The sequence below is a fragment of the Marinobacter persicus genome (genome assembly GCF_900114155.1).
Taxonomy (GTDB): Bacteria; Pseudomonadota; Gammaproteobacteria; order Pseudomonadales; family Oleiphilaceae; genus Marinobacter; species Marinobacter persicus.
On record NZ_FOSC01000007.1, the window covers coordinates 196,028 to 218,082 of the forward strand.

The 22,055-nt window shown below is 59.5% G+C and carries 21 protein-coding genes and 1 pseudogene; 12 read left to right on the top strand and 10 right to left on the bottom strand.

Annotation, left to right across the window (positions count from 1 at the left end; translation table 11 throughout):
- Positions 1-26 precede the first annotated feature (26 nt).
- Positions 27-629: a TetR/AcrR family transcriptional regulator gene (locus BMZ63_RS09465; RefSeq protein ID WP_091704822.1), complete on the bottom strand. Its 603-nt coding sequence runs from the start codon at positions 627-629 to the stop codon at positions 27-29.
- A gap of 200 nt (positions 630-829) precedes the next feature.
- Here BMZ63_RS09465 and BMZ63_RS09470 point away from each other — a divergent pair, with 200 nt between their 5' ends.
- Positions 830-1,453, top strand: coding sequence for a YbhB/YbcL family Raf kinase inhibitor-like protein (locus tag BMZ63_RS09470; RefSeq protein WP_091704825.1), 624 nt, complete (start codon positions 830-832; stop codon positions 1,451-1,453).
- A 27-nt stretch (positions 1,454-1,480) separates the two neighbouring features.
- Here the strand turns inward: BMZ63_RS09470 and BMZ63_RS09475 are convergent, their stop codons facing one another.
- Together BMZ63_RS09475 and BMZ63_RS09480 are read right to left on the bottom strand one after the other, a co-directional pair.
- Positions 1,481-2,170 carry a haloacid dehalogenase type II gene (locus tag BMZ63_RS09475; protein WP_091704828.1) on the bottom strand — a complete coding sequence of 230 codons (690 nt, stop codon included), beginning with the start codon at positions 2,168-2,170 and terminating at the stop codon, positions 1,481-1,483.
- Positions 2,171-2,313: 143 nt separating this feature from the next.
- A complete protein-coding gene (locus BMZ63_RS09480; protein WP_091704831.1) occupies positions 2,314-3,066 on the bottom strand; it encodes a YiiX/YebB-like N1pC/P60 family cysteine hydrolase in 753 nt (250 codons plus the stop codon).
- 81 nt (positions 3,067-3,147) lie between these two features.
- On the opposite strand from BMZ63_RS09480, the gene BMZ63_RS09485 reads away from it, so the two are divergent.
- From BMZ63_RS09485 to BMZ63_RS09510, 6 genes and pseudogenes are all read left to right on the top strand, one after another.
- Positions 3,148-5,322 carry an FAD-dependent oxidoreductase gene (locus BMZ63_RS09485; RefSeq protein ID WP_091704833.1) on the top strand — a complete coding sequence of 725 codons (2,175 nt, stop codon included), beginning with the start codon at positions 3,148-3,150 and terminating at the stop codon, positions 5,320-5,322.
- An 82-nt stretch (positions 5,323-5,404) separates the two neighbouring features.
- Positions 5,405-6,370, top strand: a complete 966-nt coding sequence (locus BMZ63_RS09490) for a radical SAM protein (RefSeq protein WP_091704836.1) — start codon at positions 5,405-5,407, stop codon at positions 6,368-6,370.
- Positions 6,371-6,556: 186 nt separating this feature from the next.
- Positions 6,557-7,228, top strand: a pseudogene (locus tag BMZ63_RS09495) (sodium:solute symporter family transporter); the annotation flags it as partial.
- Positions 7,229-7,569: 341 nt separating this feature from the next.
- Positions 7,570-8,085: a diaminobutyrate acetyltransferase gene (ectA, locus tag BMZ63_RS09500; RefSeq protein WP_091704838.1), complete on the top strand. Its 516-nt coding sequence runs from the start codon at positions 7,570-7,572 to the stop codon at positions 8,083-8,085.
- 180 nt (positions 8,086-8,265) lie between these two features.
- Positions 8,266-9,534: a diaminobutyrate--2-oxoglutarate transaminase gene (gene ectB, locus BMZ63_RS09505; RefSeq protein WP_091704841.1), complete on the top strand. Its 1,269-nt coding sequence runs from the start codon at positions 8,266-8,268 to the stop codon at positions 9,532-9,534.
- Positions 9,535-9,589: 55 nt separating this feature from the next.
- Positions 9,590-11,044 (top strand): aspartate kinase, encoded by a 1,455-nt coding sequence (locus tag BMZ63_RS09510; RefSeq protein WP_091704844.1) that lies wholly within the window; start codon positions 9,590-9,592, stop codon positions 11,042-11,044.
- 78 nt (positions 11,045-11,122) lie between these two features.
- Here BMZ63_RS09510 and BMZ63_RS09515 read toward each other — a convergent pair whose 3' ends face one another.
- Genes BMZ63_RS09515 through pdxH form a run of 5 tightly spaced genes read right to left on the bottom strand, consistent with a single transcriptional unit; the run spans position 11,123 to position 13,935 of the window.
- The gene (locus BMZ63_RS09515; RefSeq protein ID WP_091704847.1) at positions 11,123-11,578 is read right to left on the bottom strand and encodes a DUF3429 domain-containing protein; all 456 of its coding nucleotides are present in this window, start codon (positions 11,576-11,578) and stop codon (positions 11,123-11,125) included.
- A complete protein-coding gene (locus BMZ63_RS09520; RefSeq protein ID WP_091704849.1) occupies positions 11,575-11,880 on the bottom strand; it encodes a DUF6482 family protein in 306 nt (101 codons plus the stop codon). Before BMZ63_RS09520 ends, BMZ63_RS09515 begins: the two co-directional genes overlap by 4 nt.
- Positions 11,881-11,937: 57 nt before the next feature.
- On the bottom strand, positions 11,938-12,522 hold the full coding sequence (locus BMZ63_RS09525) for a DNA-3-methyladenine glycosylase I (RefSeq protein WP_091704852.1): 585 nt from the start codon (positions 12,520-12,522) through the stop codon (positions 11,938-11,940).
- The gene (locus BMZ63_RS09530) at positions 12,519-13,295 is read right to left on the bottom strand and encodes a 4'-phosphopantetheinyl transferase family protein (protein WP_227663460.1); all 777 of its coding nucleotides are present in this window, start codon (positions 13,293-13,295) and stop codon (positions 12,519-12,521) included. Before BMZ63_RS09530 ends, BMZ63_RS09525 begins: the two co-directional genes overlap by 4 nt.
- Positions 13,296-13,299: 4 nt before the next feature.
- Positions 13,300-13,935: a pyridoxamine 5'-phosphate oxidase gene (gene pdxH, locus BMZ63_RS09535; RefSeq protein ID WP_091704856.1), complete on the bottom strand. Its 636-nt coding sequence runs from the start codon at positions 13,933-13,935 to the stop codon at positions 13,300-13,302.
- A gap of 181 nt (positions 13,936-14,116) precedes the next feature.
- Between pdxH and BMZ63_RS09540 the strand changes: the two genes are divergently transcribed.
- From BMZ63_RS09540 to BMZ63_RS09560, 5 genes are read left to right on the top strand one after another with little or no spacing between them, the layout of a single operon-like run.
- On the top strand, positions 14,117-17,002 hold the full coding sequence (locus tag BMZ63_RS09540; RefSeq protein WP_091704906.1) for a DUF748 domain-containing protein: 2,886 nt from the start codon (positions 14,117-14,119) through the stop codon (positions 17,000-17,002).
- A gap of 36 nt (positions 17,003-17,038) precedes the next feature.
- A complete protein-coding gene (gene yfbR, locus BMZ63_RS09545; protein ID WP_091704859.1) occupies positions 17,039-17,632 on the top strand; it encodes a 5'-deoxynucleotidase in 594 nt (197 codons plus the stop codon).
- Between the two features lie 29 nt (positions 17,633-17,661).
- On the top strand, positions 17,662-18,468 hold the full coding sequence (locus BMZ63_RS09550) for a class II glutamine amidotransferase (protein ID WP_091704861.1): 807 nt from the start codon (positions 17,662-17,664) through the stop codon (positions 18,466-18,468).
- Positions 18,461-18,874 carry an NINE protein gene (locus tag BMZ63_RS09555; protein ID WP_091704864.1) on the top strand — a complete coding sequence of 138 codons (414 nt, stop codon included), beginning with the start codon at positions 18,461-18,463 and terminating at the stop codon, positions 18,872-18,874. Before BMZ63_RS09550 ends, BMZ63_RS09555 begins: the two co-directional genes overlap by 8 nt.
- A gap of 45 nt (positions 18,875-18,919) precedes the next feature.
- Positions 18,920-20,794 carry a 7TM diverse intracellular signaling domain-containing protein gene (locus BMZ63_RS09560; RefSeq protein ID WP_177187057.1) on the top strand — a complete coding sequence of 625 codons (1,875 nt, stop codon included), beginning with the start codon at positions 18,920-18,922 and terminating at the stop codon, positions 20,792-20,794.
- 1 nt (position 20,795) lies between these two features.
- Here BMZ63_RS09560 and BMZ63_RS09565 read toward each other — a convergent pair whose 3' ends face one another.
- Positions 20,796-21,497 carry a hypothetical protein gene (locus BMZ63_RS09565; protein WP_227663459.1) on the bottom strand — a complete coding sequence of 234 codons (702 nt, stop codon included), beginning with the start codon at positions 21,495-21,497 and terminating at the stop codon, positions 20,796-20,798.
- 48 nt (positions 21,498-21,545) lie between these two features.
- Positions 21,546-22,055 (bottom strand): energy transducer TonB (locus tag BMZ63_RS09570; protein ID WP_091704911.1); only part of this gene is annotated, 510 nt, incomplete at its 5' end.

A 22,055-nucleotide genomic window follows, 5' to 3' on the forward strand; every position in this document is an offset into this window, starting at 1 on the left:
GGAAAACAGAAATAAGAATAGCAAGCTTAGTGCTTCAGGCAGTAAGGTTCCAGCAGGTTTGCCATGTCATCCGCCAGTTCAGCCAGTTGCTGTTCCGTCAGCCCCCGCTCGGCAATAGCCCTAAGCCCCATGATCTGGCTTTGCAGCAGGCGTGCAAGGCGGCCCGTATCCGTGCTTTGAATCAGCTCACCCCGGTTTTTGGCCTGTTCCAGCAGGCCGGTCAGCGTCGTTTCGATGGCGGCCAGTACGTTCCGCGCCTGGTTCGCCAGGGCGGTGTTGGTGTGGCTGGTTTCCAGCAGGGTTTTCACGATCATGCAGGCCCGGGACGGGCAGGTGTCCTGCTGACAGCTCATGGCGACATGGCGCAGGTACGCCTGCAGGCCATCGACGATGGAGTCGTATTGCTGCATATGCGCAGCCAGCTCTTCACCACCCTGTTCGGCGTAGCGGGCCAGGGCTTCCGAGAACAGTCCATCCTTGCTGCCAAAGGCGGCGTAAATGCTGCCTGGGCGCATGTCCAGGGTCTGCTCGATCTGTTTCATGGAGCTGCCGTGGTAGCCCTTTTCCCAGAACAGGCCAACCGCTTTGTGCAGGGCGGCGTCCCGGTTGTATTGAGGGTGTCTGGCCATGGTTGCCACCGTTTGCGCTCGTGTTGAAGAATCATTCAACTATAACTTGAGTCACCGCCTCATAACACCGGAGCCGTCCAAATCGTTGCCGGGATACCGGTGAAAGACCATGGGCTGATCTCGGAAACCTGTTCGAACCTTTGCTAATCTGTTGGTATCTGACAGCGTACACTGACAAAAACCGTTGAAGGAGAAAAACCGTGAAACTAGAGGTTCGAGGTGTTGAGGAAGGCAAACCGGTTCCGGAGAAGTTCGCATTCGGGGTCTACAGCGAAGAAGACCATATGAGTTTTGGCCCTAACCGCAACCCGGAAATGGTCTGGGAGGGCGCGCCCGAGGGCACCAAAAGCTTCGTGGTGATGATGTTTGATCCGGATGTCCCCAGCAAGGCGGACGATGTGAACCAGGAAGGTAAAACCGTGCCTGCCGACCTGCCACGGGTGGACTTCTTCCACTGGCTGTTGGTGGACGTGCCGGCGGATGTCAGCCGCATTCCCGAAGGGGAAGACAGCGACGGCGTGATTCCCAAGGGCAAGGACCCGGGCCCCGGCCCCATTGGTATTCGCGGGGTAAACAACTACACCCAGTTCCTGGCCGGCAACCCGGACATGGAAGGCACCTATGGCGGCTACGATGGCCCGTGCCCGCCCTGGAACGATGAAATTATTCACCACTATCACTATGAGGTGCATGCGCTGGATGTGGAGAGCCTTGGGCTGGATGGCGAGTTCGACGGTGCCGCCGTGCGCGAAGCCATGGCCGGCCACGTGCTGGCCAGCGCCCGGGTGACCGGCACCTATACACTGAATCCGGATCTGCGTTAGGACGCCCGTTATTCCAAGCGGGAGTGATTAACGGCCGGCAAGCAGGCTGTCCGATACCCTGTCCACCAGTTCAACCAGATTATCGGACACAAAAGCGGGTGCGCTCATGGCGGGATGAAAACTGCTGTCCTGCCGGCGTACCCAGCCGGCCAGCATGCCCGCGTTCATCGCCCCGTTTGTGTCCCATGCGTGGGCGGCGATCATCGCCGAATGTCCGGTTTCGCCACCCACTTTCTGAAGCGCACCCTGATACACGTTGCGTACTGGTTTCCATTGGCCCATGGAGTCGATGGAGACAACGTGATCGATCCAGTTATCCAGCCCGTTTTTGGTGATCAAGCCTTCGGTATTGCTTTTCGAACCATTGGTGAAGAACACCACCGTCATTCCTTTGTTCTTGGCCAGTGCCAGGGCCTTCGGGACGTCCGGGTGAGCATTGAGCTGGCCAAAAACCGGCAAAATCCGCTCTATTACCGAATCGGCCGGGGAAACGCCAAGGTTATTCAGCAGCACATCCAGCGTTCCCCGGGCCATGTTGGCAAAAGGAACGTAGGTACCGGTGGCGGAGACGGCAAACGCATCGCGCAATAGTTGAGCGAAGAACAGGTCTTTTGTGTACTCGGGTAACCCGAGGGAGTGAAAGGCGCTGGACAGGGCATCCAGCGAAAAGATGGTTTCAATGACGTCGAAAACGAGGACGTTGTGTTGCTGATCCATTGTTTCACCTGCCCGGTCTTGTGCGTTTCCTGCCGGCTGATTGTTTGCGGCCGGCACATGGGCTACGCTCATTCATTATGTAGTGATCGCTCAAAAACTATAGTTGATGGAATGCCTGATAGCCAGAGGATCAACGGGACCAACTAATCCATCCACTGGAATTCACGGTAATCAAACCCCTGCTCCAGTGTCGGTTTAATTACGTCAAAGTAGGGCGAGGCATCAAAATCCCGGGGTGCGAACAGGGAGTGGTGGCGTGAGCGGAAGGTTTCCCTCCGGCGCAGGTCACTGTCCGGGTCGTACTCCGGGCCGTCCAGGCTGATGGGCAGGATGGGGTAGCGCAACAGCTGGAAAGCCTCGGCGATGAAAGTGGAGCAGATGGCACGGGTGGGGTCGCCGCTGCCCATTGCCAGCAGGGAGCGCCGGTAGCGGGATGGCACCGGTGGTGTGGGCCAGAGATAACGGGCCAGATCCCAGACGTTTTTCAGGTCGTATTGATGGCCGAGACGACTAATTGAATAGTCCGTGAGAGTTTTCAGGTCGTTTTCGGTAATTCCCACCGGGCGACAAATGCGGGTATGGGTATGGCGGTAGAACGAAAGTGGCAAGGCGCGTATGCCTTCCTCCAGGTCGGCTTCAATCAGAACGTGAGGCTCACCCTTGGCGCTTTGCCCGAGCCCCGCATCCGGCCCCAGATATAGCGCCGCGTGAGACCAGGTGGACTGGGTCAGGTATTTGATGGCGGTGCTGATGCGGGTATTGCCTTCCACCAGCAGCACATCGCCCGGCTGCAGGGTATCCCGAAGGGCTTTCCAGGTGGAGGTTCTTACCGACGGTTGGGTGACCTGCTTGGAAAGATAGGCGGCCAGGTGCCGGGACAGCCAGTTCAGGAGCATGGTGTTCCTCAGGTGATTGAAAACCATACTACTATCACAGAGCGAAGAGCTTTGTAATATTCCCCGACCAGGATTGCTTACATGAATCGGAACAAGTTGATACTGCTGGCCGCCATCGCTCTGGTTGTGGCGGTATTCATCGCGCTGGACGGCCACAAGGTGCTGACACTGGAAAACCTGCAGGCGCACCAGACTTCGGTGGCGGCGTGGATTGAGCAGAACCTGTTGGTGGCGGTCACCGGTTACGCGGCCTTGTACGTGGTGGTCACCGCCCTGTCGTTACCCGGTGCCACCATTATGACCCTTGCCGGCGGGGCCTTTTTCGGCAATTTTTACGGTCTGGTGGCGGTCTCCATTGCTTCCACCATTGGTGCCTCGCTGGCGTTCCTGGTGGCTCGCTTTCTGTTGCGCGATACCCTGCGTGATAAATACCGGGACACCATTGCCAGAATCGACCGGGGCATCGAAAAAGACGGTGCCTTCTACCTGGCCACCCTGCGCCTGGTGCCGGTGTTTCCCTTCTTCCTGATCAACCTGGCCCTGGGGCTGACCAGCATGAAGCTGCGCACCTACGCCCTGGTGAGCTGGGTGGCCATGCTGCCGGGCACTTTTGTGTTTGTGAACGCCGGCACCCAGCTGGGGCAGATCCAGTCCACCTCGGACATTGTCTCGGCCGACCTGCTGTTGTCCTTTGCCCTGCTGGGGTTGTTCCCGCTGATTGCCAAATTCGTGGTGGGCTTTCTGCGTCGCCGGCGGGTGTATGCCGGTTGGCAGAAACCGGCACACTTTGACTACAACCTGCTGGTGATCGGTGGTGGTTCCGCCGGGTTGGTGTCGGCTTACATTGCGGCGGCCGTGAAAGCAAAAGTGGCGCTGATCGAAAAAGACAAAATGGGCGGCGATTGCCTGAACACCGGTTGCGTGCCGTCCAAGGCGTTGATCCGCAGCGCCAAGGCCGCCGATACCCTGCGCCACGCCAACCGCTACGGCCTGGAGTCGGTGCCGGTGAAAGGTTCGTTCAAAACCATCATGGAGCGGGTGCAAAGCGTCATCAGAAAAGTGGAACCCCACGATTCGCCCGAGCGTTACGAGCAATTGGGGGTGGAATGCATTGCCGGCGAGGCGAGTTTTGTCTCGCCCTGGGAAATACAGGTGCGCCTGAACGATGGCGGCACTCAACGCCTGACGGCCCGCAGCATCGTGGTGGCCACCGGTGGCAAGCCGGCGCTGCCGCCTATCCCGGGGCTTGAGGACATGCAGCCGCTGACCTCGGAGAACCTGTGGCAACTGGAGGAGCAGCCGCAGCGCCTGCTGGTGCTGGGCGGCGGCCCGATCGGCTCGGAGCTGGCCCATGCCTTTGCCCGGCTGGGCAGCCAGGTGACCCAGGTGGAACGCGGCGAGTGCTTGCTGGCCAAAGAGGATACCGACGTGTCTGCGTTGATTCTCCAACAGTTCGAGGCCGATGGCATCGATGTCCGGTTGAATCACGAGGCGACGGAGTTCCGTGTCGAAGAGGGCGAGAAGGTGGCTTACTGTGATCATAACGGCACGCAGGTACGTATTCCCTTTGACGAAGTCCTGGTGGCCGTGGGCCGCGCGGCCAATACCGAAAACCTGGGGCTGGATGAGATCGGTGTCGAAACACTGCCCAACGGCACGGTGCCGGTGGAGGCGGACATGAGCCTTCGCTACCCGAACGTGTTTGCCTGTGGCGATGTGGCCGGGCCCTACCAGTTTACCCACGCGGCGGCCCACCAGGCCTGGTACGCGGCGGTGAATGGCCTGTTTGGCCAGTTCAGGCGCTTCCGGGTGGATTACCGGGTGATGCCCTGGGTGACTTTCACCTCGCCGGAAGTGGCGCGGGTGGGGCTCAGTGAAACGGAGGCGAAGGAACAAGGCATCGCCTACGAGGTGACCCGATACGGTCTGGACGATCTGGACCGAGCCATTACCGAGAGCGAAGGGCAGGGCTTTATCAAAGTGCTGACGCCGCCCGGAAAGGACAGGATTCTGGGTGCCGTGGTGGTCGGTGCCCACGCCGGTGAAATCCTGGCGGAATTCACCCTCGCCATGAAACACGGCCTGGGGCTGAACAAGATTCTCGGGACCATCCACCCCTACCCGACCTGGAACGAGTCGGCCAAATTTGCCGCCGGCGAGTGGAAAAAAGCCCACGCCCCCGGCACGGTATTGAAACTGCTGGAGAAATTCCACGGCTGGCGCCGGGGTAAGAACGGTATGCCGAACTCCGGGTAAGGGGCTGAATTCAGGGAACCTGTAACAAACAGGTCAAGCCTGTGTCAGAGTTTCAGATAATGGCAATCATCAAGGAGCTTGCATGCCCCTGACTGAAGAAAGAACTGCAAAGCGCCGAATCCCTGCTGTTGAAGTGCTCGAACCCCGGGCCCGGGACAGCTGGACCCACACCCGCAACGGCGACCGGCGCGGCTACATTGACGCGGATAAGCTCAGGGAGCTGTGGATTCACACCGGCACCGCCTGCAACCTCGCCTGTCCCTTCTGCCTGGAAGGCTCCCACCCGGGCGATGGCCGCATTCCCGGCATGAAGCTCAGTGATGTAAAACCGTTTATCCACGAGGCCCTGGACATGGGGGTGGAGCAGTTCTCCTTCACTGGTGGCGAGCCGTTCGTGATCCGGGATTTCGTGAACATCCTGGATTACGCCAGCCAGCACCGGCCCTGCTTCGTGCTCACCAATGCCACCGAACCGCTGCACAAGCGTGAGCACCAGGTGCTGCCATTGCTGGATAATCCCTACCCGATCCACTTCCGTGTGAGCCTGGATTTCCCGGACCGCGCCCGGCATGACAAGGACCGGGGCGAGGGCAGTTTCGAGCAGGCACTGGACGGCATTCGCTGGCTGATCAACCAGGGCTTCCAGGTGTCCATCGCCCGGCAGACCGATCCGGGTGAAAACCCGCAGGATGTGGAAGCGGCCTTCCGGGCCATTTTCCGGGACTGGAGCATTCCCGAGGATCTGTCCTTCACCGCCTTCCCGGACCTGGGCACCCCCGGCTCGGAAGACGGCAGCCCAGAGATCACCGAAACCTGCATGGAGAAGTACCCCACCAGGGAATCCCGGTCCCACTTCATGTGCACTTACACCCGCATGCTGGTGAAGAAGGGCGATCAGGTTCGGGTGTATGCCTGCACCCTGGTGGATGACGACCCGCAGTACGATCTGGGCGGCACCCTGGCCGAAAGCATGGACGAGCGCATCATGCTGCGCCATCACCGGTGTTTTGCCTGTTACCGGTTCGGGGCGAGTTGTTCTGCTCCCTAGGATTACGCTGTTCTCGCAGGACTGGTTACTTCGTTTGGCGGCCTGTGGGGTGGTGCAAGATTTCCCTTGGAAAAATAACTCGCTGCGCTCAGACATCTTTTTCCGGCGGGAAATCTTGCACCACCCCACAGACCGCGGAAGACGCCGTGCGATTCGCACCCTGGATAGTAAGGACATTGGATACCTATGAGCTTTTCGGAAGGGTTTTTGTTTTGGGGATTTCTGCTGGTCTACGGCGTGGTGATGTATGTGTTGTCGCCCAAGAGCCGGAATGCCAATTCCTTCTATAAGGGCGCGGATGACCAGGGCAATCCGGTGGGGCAGTGGTCGCTGACGGCCAGTATTTTTATCAGCTGGATTTTCGCCAAGTCGGTGACCAACGCGGCCAACCTGGGGGCTGCCTATGGGGTAACCGGCGGTTTGGCTTATGCCAGTTACTGGCTGTCGATTCCGGTGGCCGGTTACGTGATTTACCTGATTCGCACCCAGACCGGCGCCCGCAGTTTGCAGGAATTTCTCACCTCCCGCTTCGGCCGGCTGGCCAGTCTGGCGTTTGCGGCGGCCATTCTGATCCGGTTGTACAACGAGGTGTGGAGCAACACCGCCGTGGTGGGTGGCTATTTCGGCCTGCCCGGCGAATGGGAATACTACGCCGCCGCCATGCTGTTTACCGCCTTTACCCTGGCTTACAGCCTGAAGGGCGGGCTGCGCTCGTCGATTTTCACCGATGTAATCCAGGCTTTCGTTTTCGTGTTTTTTGTCGGCGCGGTGCTGTTTCTGGTGGTGCCGGCCAACGATACCAGCGCGTTGCTGACCAATGGCGAGTTCCGGTTGGATGCCGGCTTTGATCTGTTGCTGGGGGTGAATGCCTGGGGCTTTCTGATCTGTAGCGCCGGTTTCTTCCTGCCGTTGGCGCTGCGCCGATTGGCGGGTCGGTCGCTGGCAACCGGAGGAGTTTAGGCTATTTTATGGGTGTCAGCCTGTTCAAGAGCGATGTTTGGAGGCCTAAAGGTTTTAGGCCTCACTCTGAACGGAGTCAGAAGCTCTCGTATCGGCTAACGGCTGGATATTTATCGGATTTTGTCTATGCTTGAGGTGTGGTTGGTGTCTTGCAGAGGGTCGCTGCGAGGCGCCAACTTGAAATATATTTCGTGGTCTATATAATTTCTAACCATCTTTTGGCAGCGAGTTAATCAAATATGACATCTGAAGGCTCGAATACCACCGCCATCAAACTTCGCGTTCCCGTGAAAGATGATGGCTACAGACTTCACCAGTTGGTGGCAGAATGCCCGCCGCTGGACCCCAACTCCATCTACTGCAACCTCCTGCAGTGCAGCCACTTTGCCGAGACCGGCGTGGCGGCGGAAATGGACGGCGATCTGGTCGGCTTCATTTCCGGTTATATTCCCCCCCAGCAGCCCGAAACCGTATTTGTCTGGCAGGTGGCGGTCCACGAGAAAGGCCGTGGCCAGGGCCTGGCCAAGCGCATGTTGAAGGAAATCGTGGCTCGTGAGGCGTGTAAAAACGTCACGCACATGGAAACCACCATTACCGAAGACAACGAGGCTTCCTGGGCACTGTTCCGCTCCTTCGCCCGTGACATGGGCGCCGAGCTCACCTACCACGAGCACTTCGAGAAAGAGACCCACTTCGGCGGGCAGCACGACTCCGAGTTTCTGCTGCGCATCGGGCCTTTCACGAAGTCCGCCTGATAGCCCCGGTACACGCCCCGGCGTGACCAACCGTGATCTGGACTAGCCGGCAGGCCGCCCGAGGTGGGCCTGCCATCAAGGCTATAACCAACGCACGGTGGGCTTGTTGCGACCCCTCGAAACAACTCCGCAAGCTCACCGGGCATCTACCTCGAACCTGATATGCTAAGAGGCAAGACCATGGAACTTTTCAAGTCGACCGAATCCGAAGTACGTGTATATTCCCGTGCCTTTCCGGTGATTTTTAACCGCGCCAAGAACGCGCACCTGTACACCGAAGACGGCAAGGAATACCTCGATTTTCTGGCCGGCGCTGGCTCTCTGAATTATGGCCACAACAACGACACCCTGAAAAAAGCCCTGCTCGAGTACATTGAATCCGACGGCGTAAGCCAGGGCCTGGACCTGTTCACCACCGCCAAGCACGACTTTATCGAGTCCTACAAGAAGCACATCCTTGAGCCCCGTGGCCTGGACTACAAGATGCAGTTCACCGGCCCGACCGGTACCAACTGTGTGGAAGCGGCGATGAAGCTGGCCCGTAAAGTGAAAGGCCGCACCAACATCATCTCCTTCTCCAACGGCTTCCACGGCGTGACTACCGGTGCCGTTGCGGCGACTGGTAACGAACATCACCGTGGTGGCGTTGGCCTGCCGCTGACCGGCGTGGATTTCCTGTTCTACGACGGCTACCTGGGCGAAGACGTGGACACCCTGAAAATCATGGACAAGGTGCTGTCTGACAGCTCCTCCGGCGTTGAGCTGCCGGCTGCTGTGATTGTTGAGGCCATCCAGGGCGAAGGTGGTCTGAACGCCGCCCGCGCCGAATGGCTCAAGGGCCTGTCCGAGCTGTGCAAGAAGCACGACATCCTGTTGATTCTGGACGACATCCAGGCCGGTAACGGTCGCACCGGCGATTTCTTCAGCTTTGAATTTGCCGGCATCAAGCCGGACATTGTGACTGTATCCAAGTCCCTGTCCGGTTACGGCCTGCCGATGGCGCTGGTGCTGTTCAAGCCGGAGCTGGACGTCTGGGCCTCCGGTGAGCACAACGGTACCTTCCGTGGCAACAACATGGCGTTTGTAACCGCCCGGGCTGCCGTTGAGACCTACTGGAAAGACGATGCTTTCGCCAATGCGGTGAAAGCCAAGTCTGAAGTGCTGGCTGAAGGTCTGCAGGCGATCTGCAACAAATACCCGAGCGAGTTCCGTCTGAAAGGTCGTGGCATGATGCGTGGTATCTCTGCCGCCAATGCCGATCTGACCGGCCCGATCACCAAGCGCGCGTTCGAAAAAGGCCTGATCATCGAGACCAGTGGTCCGAACGACGAGGTGATCAAGTGTCTGATGCCGCTGACCACCAGCGAGGAAGACCTGAAGAAGGGGACAGCCCTGCTGGCGGAAAGTGTCGATGAAATCATGCAGGAAGGTGTGAGCCAGGCGTCATAAAAGACGCCTATACTGACACAGGACATTCATTCTGCAGGACAGCAAAGGCAAAAACATGACTACGGCACAACATACCGTCGAAAAAATCGGCGGTACCTCCATGAGCAACTACGAGGCCGTGCGCGACAACATCATTGTTGGTAACCGCGATAAAAGCGACCTCTACCAGCGTATTTTTGTGGTGTCCGCCTATGGCGGAGTGACCGACGAACTGCTGGAACACAAAAAGACCGGTGAGCCGGGCGTTTACGCCCTGTTCGCCGATGCCGAATCGGACTGGGCCTGGGGTGACGATCTCACCAAGCTGGTGAAGTTCCTGACCGACATCAACGGTGACCTGTTCGAAGACCCGATGCTCAAGCAGCAGGCGGACCAGTTCATTACCGACCGCATCGAAGGTGTACGCGGTTGCCTGATTGATCTGCAGCGCCTGTGCTCCTACGGCCAGTTCCAGCTCGAAGAGCACCTGCTGACCGTGCGTGAAATGCTGGCCGGTATTGGTGAGGCCCACAGTGCCTTCAACACCGCGCTCAAACTGCAGCAGGAAGGCATCAACGCCCGGTTTGTCGACCTGACCGGCTGGCGGGATTCCGAGCTGTTGCCGCTGGACGAGAAGCTGCAGCAGGCGTTCGACAGTGTGGATCTGAGCCGTGAACTGCCGATCGTGACTGGCTACGCCCAGTGTAAAGAAGGCCTGATGCGCACGTTTGACCGTGGCTACAGTGAAATGACCTTCAGCCGGGTGGCGGTGATCACCAATGCCCGCGAAGCCATCATTCACAAGGAATACCACCTGAGCTCGGCCGACCCGAAAATCGTCGGCGAAGACAAGGTGGTGCCGCTGGGCCGCACCAACTACGACATCGCCGACCAACTGGCCAACCTGGGTATGGAAGCCATTCACCCCCGGGCCGGCAAGGGCCTGCGCCAGAACGAAATTCCGCTGCGGGTGATGAACACCTTCGAGCCGGAGCATACCGGTACGCTGATCACCGGCGACTATGTCAGTGAGAAGCCCCAGGTGGAAATCATTGCCGGCGCCAAGGGCGTGTTTGCCATCGAGGTGTTCGATCAGGACATGCAGGGCGAACCGGGCTCCGACCGCAAGATTCTGGACGTGCTGACCCGCTTCAAGGTGCGCTTCATGTCCAAGGACACCAACGCCAACACCATCACTCACTACGTGGATACCACGCTCAAGCATGTGAAGCGTGTGGTGAAGGCGCTGGAGGAAGAGTTCCCGAATGCCGAAGTCAGCACCCGCAAGGTGGCTCTGGTTTCCGCCTGCGGCAGCGACATGAAAGTGCCGGGTATCCTGGCCCGTTCGGTGAAGGCCCTGGCCGATCAGGAAATCAGTGTACTGGCCATCCATCAGTGCATGCGCCAGGTGGATATCCAGTTCGTGATCGATGAGGACAACTACGACCAGGCCATTGCCGGCCTGCACGGTGCCCTGATCGAGCCCCACAATCACGAATACGCGATTGTCGCGGCTTCCGAAACCACCTGATCCTGTGGTCTCAGACGGAAAGGCCGGGTATTCTGCCCGGCCTTTCACTGCCTTCCTTTCAAACTGCCCGCTTTCCGGTCAGCCGCTGTGCACCAGGTAGAACCAGCCACCCGCAGCAATCTGGCAGGCCAGTACGGTCAGGGTCAGTACCAGCCGTAATTTCAGATACCATCCCGGCCAGTAATGTCGCATCCAGCGGGCATCTACCAGATACAGCATCAGATAGGCGATGGTGTAGATCACAATCTTGTGGGGCGTTTCCAGCAACAAACCGATACCGGCCGTGACAAAAAACGCCTGGCTCAGCAGCATGCAGACAATGGGCGATTGCGGGTAAGTACGGTTTTCCAGCTGCAGGGCGATGGTCCAGTAGATACCTGCCATGAAGGCGAGAATGCCGGCACTGTAGATGTAGAACCAGGCCAGGATAGCCACACTGCGCGAGGGCAGAACGAACAGCCCGGCGATACCCGCCAGAAACGGGATCAGCCCGGCCAGGCCAACCACGATGGCCAGTCGAGCGACTGCAATCACGGCCGCTGCCTCTGGATCTGGATGCGCATGGGCTCAATCTTCGTGGCCGGCATGCCCACCATTTCGTGGTAGGCGGACGGGTGAACGACCTGGGTTTCCTGTATGTCCATCGAGCCCAGGGTGTCCTGAATCTGCCAGGTGCTGCGGAACAGGCGGGTCTGGCCCTTGTTGTCCGACAGCATTTTCATGCCCCACTCGCCGTGCAGGCGAGCCATGTATTGCTGGCCTTCAATGGAGATGATTTCCAGCAGGTCTATACAGAGATTTTCGGTACTTCTGAGCTCTTCCAGTGTGATGCGCACGATGCTTCTCCTGATTGCACATGTTGCTCTAGCTTACGAGCAACGGAGCAGACAGGATCAACCGGCAAGTGCTTTGCACTCTTCGTGCGCCGGACAATAAACCAGGTGATCGTTGACCATGCCGGTGGCCTGCATGAAGGCATACACAATGGTGGGGCCGACAAAGGTGAAGCCGGCCTTTTTCAGGGCTTTGGACATGGCCTCGGACTCGGGTGTGGTGGTGGGCACCTGTTCGAACCGCTGCCAGTGATTCTGGATGGGCTGGCCGTCGACAAACTGCCAGAGAAATGAAGAGAAGTTTTCACCCTGCTCCCTTAGCGCCAGATAGCCCCGGGCGTTCTTGATAACTGACTGCACTTTCAGTCGGTTACGCACGATCCCCGGATTTTGCAGCAGCTGTTCGATATCGTTTTTGGTGAACCGCACGATGCGCTCTGGATCAAAACCGGCATAGGCGGCCCGGTAGTTTTCCTGTTTGCGCAGGATGGTCAGCCAACTCAACCCCGCCTGCTGGCCGTCCAGGCACAGCTTTTCAAACAGGGCCAGGTCGTCGTATTCCGGCCGGCCCCAGACGGTGTCGTGGTAGTGAACGTAAAGCGGATCGGTGCCGCACCAGGGGCAGCGCTGGGGCTCGGTGGTCATGTCGCCTCCGGTAGGGGTCTGGATGGATGGCCAGGTTGGATGCTGCGGTGGAGGGCAAGGCTGGCATCGATGGTTCGGTCCTCAGCCGTGCACAGATTGAAATCCTCCGGGGGCGGAGCCAGCCAATGAAATGCCGGTCTGTGCGGAGTGGCATCCGGCGTCTGGTACACCACGGTGACCAGGAAATCCTCGACGGCCAGTGAGTCAGCCTGCCAGCAGGCATCCGGGCGATCGCCGGACAGCTCAAAGCCGGGCGCCACTTCCAGGGTTTGCAGATTGCCGGCAATGCCCCGCCCCGTGGCTTTTAGCCAGGCTTCCTTGAAGGTCCAGGCTTGCAGAAAGGTCTGGGGGTCATCCCGTTCAAGCAGCCAGGCCTGTTCGGTTTCTGAAAACCAGCGCCGGGTCACTTTCTGCCAGCCGGGCCTGCGCTGGAGTGGCTCCAGATCCACGCCCAGCGGTTGCCGGGACAGCGCGCATGCAGCCAGCCCCTGGCTATGGCTAATCGATAGATGCCAGCCGGCAGGCATCTGCGAGGCTACGGGACGACCGGGCACCGGGCGGCACTGCTCTGGCCTGTGTTGTCCGCCACATACCGCCGACAAGGCCTGGCGGATCAGCCAGCGACTGGCCAGAAACTCCCGTACTCTGGGGCCGGCCAGCGAGGCCAGTCGCTGGTGCTCGGTTTGGGTCAGCCACCCGGGCGCGGCGATCGGGGCGTTACTATCCGGCTGACGGCACAGCCAGACGCAGACCCGCCGTTCCGTTATGTCCATTCGCTCAAGGCTGCAACCGCTGGATGGTCCAGCCATCGCCTTCCCTCACATATTCGAAGCGATCATGCAGTCGGCTGGGGCGGCCCTGCCAGAACTCGATACGCTCGGGCACCACCCGGTAGCCACCCCAGAAATCCGGCAAGGGCACCTCGCCGGCGGCGAATTTCTGCTTCATCTGGGCGACTTTCTGCTCCAGCAAACCCCGGGAGGTAATCACCTTGCTTTGCTCGGACACCCAGGCGCCGATCTGGCTGCCCCGGGGGCGGGAGGCAAAATAGCGCAGGGATTCGGCCTTGCTGACTTTCTCGACCGACCCCTGAATCCGCACCTGTCGGTTCAGCCCGATCCAGGGGAACAGGAGCGCCGCCTGGGGATTTTCATCCATTTCCCGGGCCTTGCGGCTGCCGTAGTTGGTGTAGAAGACGAAGCCACGGTCATCAAAGTATTTCAGCAGCACGGTGCGCAGATCTGGCAAGCCATCACGACCGGCGGTGGCCAGTGACATGGCGTTGGGCTCAAGAATGCCGGCTTTACGGGCGTCCTCGAACCAGGTTTCAAACTGGCGGACCGGGTCATTGTGCAGGTGTTCCCGGTCCAGGCCTTCGCTTTCAAAATCCCGACGCATGTCGCCGATGTCCATAACCGCTGTTCTCCGTCTGTGAATTCAGGGCCAATCAGATGCTCCTTGTACGTGGCCGGAGCATATCGGGTTCGCCGCTTGCTGTCAGGTCTGTCGGTTTATCTCTGGCTGACAGGCAGGCACTCCGGGCGCTATGCTTGAACTATCCATAATTGCTGAAATTTCTGTCAGGGAGAAGCCCGTGGGCGAACAGAAGGCACAGAATCCGCAAACACCGCCGCAGCCGGTCGTACACCAACGCCGCTGGCCCCGCTATCTGTTGGTTGGCGTGGTGCTGCTGGTGTTGCTCTACACGCTGGCGGGCTTTCTACTGCTGCCATGGTGGCTGGAGCGTGCCCTGCCCGAACAGCTTGAAAAAACCATGGGGTGGCAGGCGGAAATTACCGATATTCGCACCAATCCCTATGCCCTGACGCTGGAGGCGGACGGCTTGCAGGCGGTGGACAGTGAGGGTGAGCCGGTCGTCGGTTTTGAACACTTCCGGGTAAACGTCAGCTTTTTCCAGTTACTGACCGGCGTGATCGGCTTTCAGGAAATCACGCTGGATCAGCCGGACATTCGTCTGGATCTGCTGGACGATTACTCCGTGAACTATGCCCGGGATTTCCGGGCCGCCAACCCGCCGGCGGACTCCGGCCCCGAAACCCCGGAGAGCTCGGACCCGGGTGAGCCCTTGAAGTTGTACTTCGAACAACTGGCCGTCAATGGTGGAGAGCTGCGGTTCCGGGACTTTACCCAGGATGAAATGGCGGAATTCCGCCTCCAGCCCCTGGACCTGTCCCTGGATGACCTGGCCACCTGGCCGCGAGACGCTGACTCCAGCACCAGCCGCTATTCGCTGGCGGCTGAGGCCAGCGACCAGATCATTGAGTGGGAGGGTGAGTTGAGCGTTGCACCCCTGTATTCCCGGGGTTCCGTAAGGCTGTCGGACATTCGCCATGACACCCTGGCCCATTTTCTCAAGCCCTTCATGCCCTGGCAGTTAAGAGAAGGCTCGGTGACCCTGACGTCCGATTATCGGCTGTCGGCCTCAAACGGCCTGGAACTGACCACCTCGGATGGTCAGTTAACCGTGCGTGATCTGGCGATGGCGTTGAGCGGGCAGGCCCGGGAGCCCGCACTGAGCGCCGCCGAAATTGCCGTGCAAGGCATTGATTTCGACCTGACCGGCAAGGAAGCGAGCGTGGGCCTGGTGGCGTTTGACCAGCTCGCGGTGGGGGCTACCCGTGATTCAGACGGTGTGATCGATTGGGTTGCCTCTTTGCCCGGGGCCGGCGAAAACACCGGCCGGGAGGAAGAGGGCGCCAGCCGAAACGGCGAGCAGGATGTCGGCACGTCTTTGCGCTGGTCGGTCCAGGGTGTGGAGCTGACAGACAGCCGGATTGACTGGCGCGATGAAGTGCCGGAGACGCCGGCACAAGTCCGGCTGAACGAGATCAACGCATCGATCAGCGGCCTGTCCCATCGGTTGGAAGAACCGGTTTCCTATCAGCTGACTACCACTCTTGCCAGCGGTGGACGGCTTTCCGCCAATGGCCAGTTGACGCCCGTGCCCTTTACCTTTGAGTCCGCCCTGTCCGGTTCCGATGTTGCCCTGGTGGTGGCCGAGCCCTATCTTCAAACAGCGGCCAACCTGGCGCTGCGTGACGGTCGGCTGGGCTTTGATGGCAACCTGGACCTGGACGCCCAGACCGATCCGATGACCGGTACCTTCAGTGGCACCGCCCAGGTGGCCGGTCTGGATGTACGCCTGGCGGAACAGAATGACCCGTTGGTGGCCTGGAAGAACCTGCGACTGGCACCTATTGAATACAACGTGCATCCGGCACGGCTGGAAGTGGGCACGGTAACGGTGAGCGAGCCGGTGGCCAGTATCGTGCGGGATGCCGATAGTCTGCACAATGTCCAGCGGATTGCCAAGGCCGGGGTGCAAGGAGAAAGCCCGGATAGCGAAGAACAAGCCCCCGCGCAGGCGGGAACCGACAACGACGAGCGCCCGCCGTTGATTTTCCGCATTGGTGAACTGCAGGTGGAAAGCGGTGTCGTGGCCTACGCCGACCGGACTCTGGACCCGGCCTTCAGTACGACTTTTGATGCCCTCAATGGCTCGGTTTCCGGCATCAGTAACGTGCCACCACAGGAAGGCCGGGTAAATCTCAAGGGCCGGCTGGCCGGTGTGGCGCCGGTTGATTTCACTGGTACCCTGGGCGCGCTCGGCGGCGAAGACACCAGCGAACTGAGTCTGAGCATGGATAACCTGTCATTGCCGGTGCTGTCGCCCTATTTCGGCCGGTATCTGGGATACGCCGTGGACAGCGGCAAACTGCAGCTGGACATGGACTACGACATTACCGGCAGCCGCCTGAAGGCCTCCAACAAGGTTATCCTCGATCAAATGCAGCTGGGCCGGTCGGTGGCCAGTGAGCAGGCGGTCAATGCCCCGGTAAAACTGGGCCTGGCGTTGCTGACTGATCGCCAGGGGGTGATTGAAGTGGACCTGCCCATTGAGGGCGACATGGCCAATCCCGAGTTCAGCGTTGGGCAGGTGGTGATGCGTGCCTTTGTAAACCTGCTGGCCAAAGCAGCGGCCTCGCCGTTCACCATGCTGGGGTCCATTGCCGATCTGGCAGGTTTCAGTAGTGAAGAGCTTGGGCAGGTGGCCTTCGAGCCCGGCGGCACCTTACTGGCCGGTAGCGAGACGGACAAGCTGGCGGCCCTGGCCAATGCCTTGAAAGACCGCCCGGAGCTGCTGCTGGAAATTCGTGGTGCCGTGGCACCGGAAGCCGATGGCCTGGCCCTGCTGAAAGAGCAGATGGCGGCCAATGGCGAGGAAACCACAGGCCCAGCCTGGGAGCAGGCCCGCCAGGCTTACCTGGCGGGTGAGCGTTCACTGCCCTCTGAAACCCTGGGGCAGTTGGCGAATCAGCGGGCACTGGAGGTGCGGCGCATTCTGGAACAGACCCATGAGGTGCCCACCAGCCAGCTGTTCCTGCTGGATCCGTCCCGTGACGGGGCATTAACGGAGGCCGGAGAGATCATCGTGCCCTTTACCCTGGATGTCCGTTAACCGGATGTCTGTTCACAACGGAAAGACATCAACACCATGACCGGAGCTGCCAGTCATTTTTTTGCTTACATCAGTCGTCTGCGCTGGATCAAACGCTGGGGGCTGATGCGCAATGCCATCGAGGAGAACGTTGCTACCCACTCCTGGGAGGTGGCCACCATCGCCCATGCCCTGGCGTTGATTCGTAACCGGCGCCACGGGGGCACCGTTAATGCCGACAGAATTGCCGCCGCAGCCCTGTACCACGATGCCACCGAGGTGATCACCGGTGATATGCCGACCCCGGTCAAGTACCATTCGAAGGTGATGCGCGAGGCCTTTGGCGATATCGAACACAAGGCCGAGGGGGAATTGCTGGCCCTGCTGCCGGAGGAGTTGCGGGAAGATTTTTCGCCCTATGTGCGGGAATCGCAGCTGGACGAATCGGAAAAACAGTTGATCAAGGCAGCCGATCGGCTGTCGGCCTGGCTCAAATGCCGGGCTGAACTGCGCGCCGGCAACCCGGAGTTTGAACCCGCCGAGCAGCAGATTCGCAATCGGCTGGAACAGGAAGCCTTGCCGGAAGTGCGCTACTTTCTGGAGGTGTTTGCCCCGGGGTACGACCAGCCGCTGGATAACCTGCTGGGCTAAGCCTGGCCTTCGAACAGGACATCAGTTGTATGTGTGAATTGCTGGCGATGAGCGCCAACACCCCCACCGACCTGTGTTTCAGCTTTACCGGACTGACCCGCCGTGGTGGAGAAACCGGCCCCCACAAGGACGGTTGGGGCGTGGCCTTCTATGAGGGCAAGGGGGTGCGCAGCTTCCACGACGCCGATGCCAGCGCCAGTTCCCGTATTGCCGAAGTGGTGCAGACCCACCCTATTAAAAGCGAGGTGGCCATTTGCCATATTCGCCAGGCCAATGTGGGTGATATCTGCCTGGCCAATACCCATCCGTTCATTCGTGAGCTGTGGGGCCGCTATTGGGTGTTTGCCCACAACGGCCAGCTGTCAAACTTCCGGGCGACCGAAGGTTTCTACGAGCCGGTGGGCAGCACCGATAGTGAAGCGCTGTTCTGCGACATGCTGAACCACCTGCGCAGCCACTGCCGCCGTGACGATCCACTGGAAACCGTGGTGAATTACCTGGTGCGACTGTCCCGGGCCTACGCCAGCGAGGGCGTATTCAACCTGTTGCTCAGTAATGGTGAGTGGCTGTTTACTTACTGCTCCACCAAGATGGCCAGCATTACCCGCCGCGCCCCTTTCGGCCCCGCCCGGCTGAAAGACACCGATGTAACCGTGGACTTTGAATCACAGACCACGCCGGATGATATTGTCAGCGTGATCGTCACCGAGCCACTGACCACCGATGAGCAGTGGGATATCTATCAACCGGGTGAATGGCGGCTCTGGCACAAGGGCGAGGTGATCCGCTCCGGCTTGAGTGACGCACCGCCAGCCCACGGAGTCCGTCATGATTGAGAGAACCGACACCCACAGCAAACTTATCGGCTATCTGCTCTGGATCTTCGGATTCATCGGCTCACACCGCTTTTACTACGGCAAACCAATCACCGGTACCATCTGGTTTTTCACCCTGGGGCTGTTTCTTATTGGCTGGATCGTTGATTTCTTCCTGATCCCCGCCATGGACCGTGAGGCCGACTGGCGGTTCAGCGGTGGCGATACCAGCTACAACATCGCCTGGGTGCTGCTGACGTTTCTGGGCGTGTTTGGCGTGCACCGCATGTACATGGGTAAGTGGATAACCGGGATTATCTATCTGTGCACCGGCGGGTTGTTCCTGATTGGCGTGCTGTATGATTTCTGGACCTTGAATGAGCAGATTTCTGTTGGTAACCAAACCCGTCGTTTTCGTGATTTGTAACCCGGGGGGCATAGCCGTTTGTCTGGAACAGCCGGAGATAATGTGTTGAGCCGCCGTTTGCTGTCTTTGGGACTGCTGTGGGTGCTGCTGATCTGTTGGACCCCGGCTTTGGCGCAGGTTGGTTCAGCCCCGCCGGTGCTGGCCGGCGAACACGATCGCTTCGATGCTTCCTCGCGCGTAGCCATTTATCGCAATGCCGGCGATGGTTTATCGGTGGCGCAAGCCCGTGATCTGTTCCTGCAGGGGCGCTTTGAAACACCGGGTGCCGGTGCCGGAACGCCCACCAACTTCGGGCTGACCACCGACCAGATCTGGTTGGCACTGGATTTCACTACGGCAGACAAATTGCCGGACCGATGGTTTCTGGAAATCGGTCATGCCTCGCTGGATCATGTGGAAGTCCATCTTTTTCGTGACGGCGAGCAGATCTTCGAAGGCGAATCCGGTGATCTCCTGCCTTTTGTCTCCAAACCGGTCGAACACCGTAACCATGTATTTCCCCTGGCTCTGGAGAGCGATGAACAGTACCAGTTGTTTGTCGGCGTGCGTTCGGAAGGCACCCTGACCATTCCTGTTACCTTCTGGCAGGGCGACAGTCTGTGGGCGAATGATCAGCAGAGCTATACCGTTCTGAGCCTTTATTACGGGGTGTTGCTGGCGCTGTTGGTGTACAACCTGTTTCTGTTTTTCTCTTTGCGTGACCGCCTTTACCTGACCTACGTGGGATTCATGGCTTGCCTTGCAGTGGGTCAGGCTGGCCTGTCCGGATTTACTGGCCAGTTTCTCTGGCCGGAAACACCCTGGCTAACGCATCTGTCACCGACCGGCGGCGTGTCGGCGGCCGGTGTATTTGGAGCGCTTTTCGTGCATCGTTTTCTGGGCGGCGTTCCGGCCAGACTGAAATTGCGCTGGTTAATGCCGACATTCAGCGTCGTTTACGGGATAACCTTTGCTGTCGCCCTCGCCGGTTTTTACCACGTTGCGGCGATCTCAGTGAATGTAACGTCCCTGTTATTTGCCCTTTCGGCATTGTTCATGGGGGCTGTGAGCCTTGTGCACCGTGAACCTGGTGCCCAGTTCTTCGTGTTGGCCTGGGCTGCGTTCCTTGTTGGTGTGCTGGTGATCGCGTTGCACAACATGGGCGTTCTGCCCTCGAATGCCCTGACGACCAATGCCATGTTGATCGGCTCCGTCACGGAAATGTTGTTGCTGTCCCTGGCGCTGGCGGATCGGATTAACGAGTTGCAGCGTTCGCGGGAGCATGCCCAGGCGCAGGCCCTGGAGAACCGGCAGGAAATGCTGGAAGTTGTGCGTGAAAATGAACGACAACTGGAAAGCCGAGTGGCCGAGCGAACCCGGGAACTCGAGGCCGCCAACCTTAAGCTGCGGGAGAGTTCCCTACTGCTGGAGGAGCAGGCCAATCACGACAGCCTGACGGGGCTGGCCAACCGCAAGCTTCTGCACGAGCGTTTAGCCAGAGCCAGAGCCAGGGCACGGACCAGACGCTCCGGGGCCAGTTTCGCGTTGATGGTTGTGGATCTGAATAAATTCAAACAGATTAATGACAGCTTTGGGCACGCTGCCGGTGATGCGGTGCTGATTGCCGTGGCCAAACGCCTGGAGGCGTTATCCCGTGAGACGGACACTGTGGCCCGTATCGGTGGTGATGAGTTTGTTCTGTTGCTGGAGGATGTTTGGGCCCGTGAAGATCTGGGCCCGCTAAAACGCCGGCTTTCAGAGTTGGCCGAAGAGTCCATTCGTTTGCCGGACGGCAGGCATATTCAAGTAGGGTTGAGCCTCGGCGAGGCCCTGTATCCCGATGACGCCAAGGATCTTGACCAGCTTTTCTCATTGGCGGATGCGGCCATGTATGAGCACAAGAATAGTGGCCAGGAGGAAGCATCTGTCTGGCCGAGCTGAATCATTCTGGGATTTGCCAATGTCTGAGCAGGGCCAGCGGCACGCGATACCGATGGCCTGCTGAAGCACCAAGCCCCTGCACGGTACAGGTTTTCCGGTTCACCCGGAGAATGCGGCCGTGGCGATGTGTTGACCTGTCCTGGAAAGTGATTTCGTCGCCGACCTGCCATTGACGGGCCTGCGAATGTGGGTCTGGCAGGGTGAACGGCGTTTGCCCGAGCCAAAGTTGCCCGGCTTCTGCCCGCTCCGCCAGATAATCTCTCGTTGTCTCTGCCTGGCCGCTTTGGTGCAGGTCATCAAGAATGCGGTAGAAGTGCCGGTTGTGTACCGAGCGGTAATGGCGATGCCCTGCGTTGTGCTGCAATAAATGGGCGAACTCATGGCAACAGGTATGCGCCAGCAGGTTCAAGGCGCTGACCTCGCCGGCAAAGTAGCCGCGACTCTGGATTTCCCGGGTTGATAACCACCACTGAGCCGTTTCCTGTTCCTGTTTGGCGCGGATCATCCGAACGCCGTAGGTGATCCGGTGTTGTTGACTGTGGGGATCAAACCGGTGGTAGGTGGCGTTGCCAGACCCCACACGGCAGTCCAGACCAGCGCCGGGGTTGGTTGCCCGAACGCTGTCACAAACTGGCCGCCACAGGATGTCGCGGGTGGCCTGGCACATGAGTTGGCCGAGTTGGTGGTGGTTTTGGTGCTGCATGTTGGCCTCTGACTAAGTGGCCCATGGTAGCCCTGGCCGGCTTCGGTCTCAACGCAAACTGAACCGCACCGGCAAGGCGTAGGTGAAGGTGTTGCCCCGCATGTCATCAGGGACTTCAGGCAAGGGAGCGGCCTGGGTGAGCATTTCCCGGGCGGCGTCGTCCAATAGCTCGTGGCCGGAGCTGTCCCGCAGGGAGTGGTCGATTAATTCACCGGCCCGATTGAATTCGAACACAATCACGGGTGTGCCCTGCTGGCCCAGGCGGCGGGCCCGGCGGGGGTATTCGTAATAGCGGGCCAGGTGGCGGCTGAGTTTGCTCAGGTAGCTGTCCACGTCGGCTGAATTGCCGGCATTTTTCAGCTCGACGGCGTCCTGGCTGTCTTCATTGTCGGCTTCTTCGCCGGCGGCTTCCTGTTCGGGCCCCTTTTCCACTTGCGTTGTCGGCTCCGGAACCTCTACCGTTTCTGGCTCTGGCTCTGGCTCTGGCTCTGGCTCTGGCTCTGGCTCTGGCTCTGGCTCTGGCTCTGGCTCTGGCTCTGGCTCTGGCTCTGGCTCTGG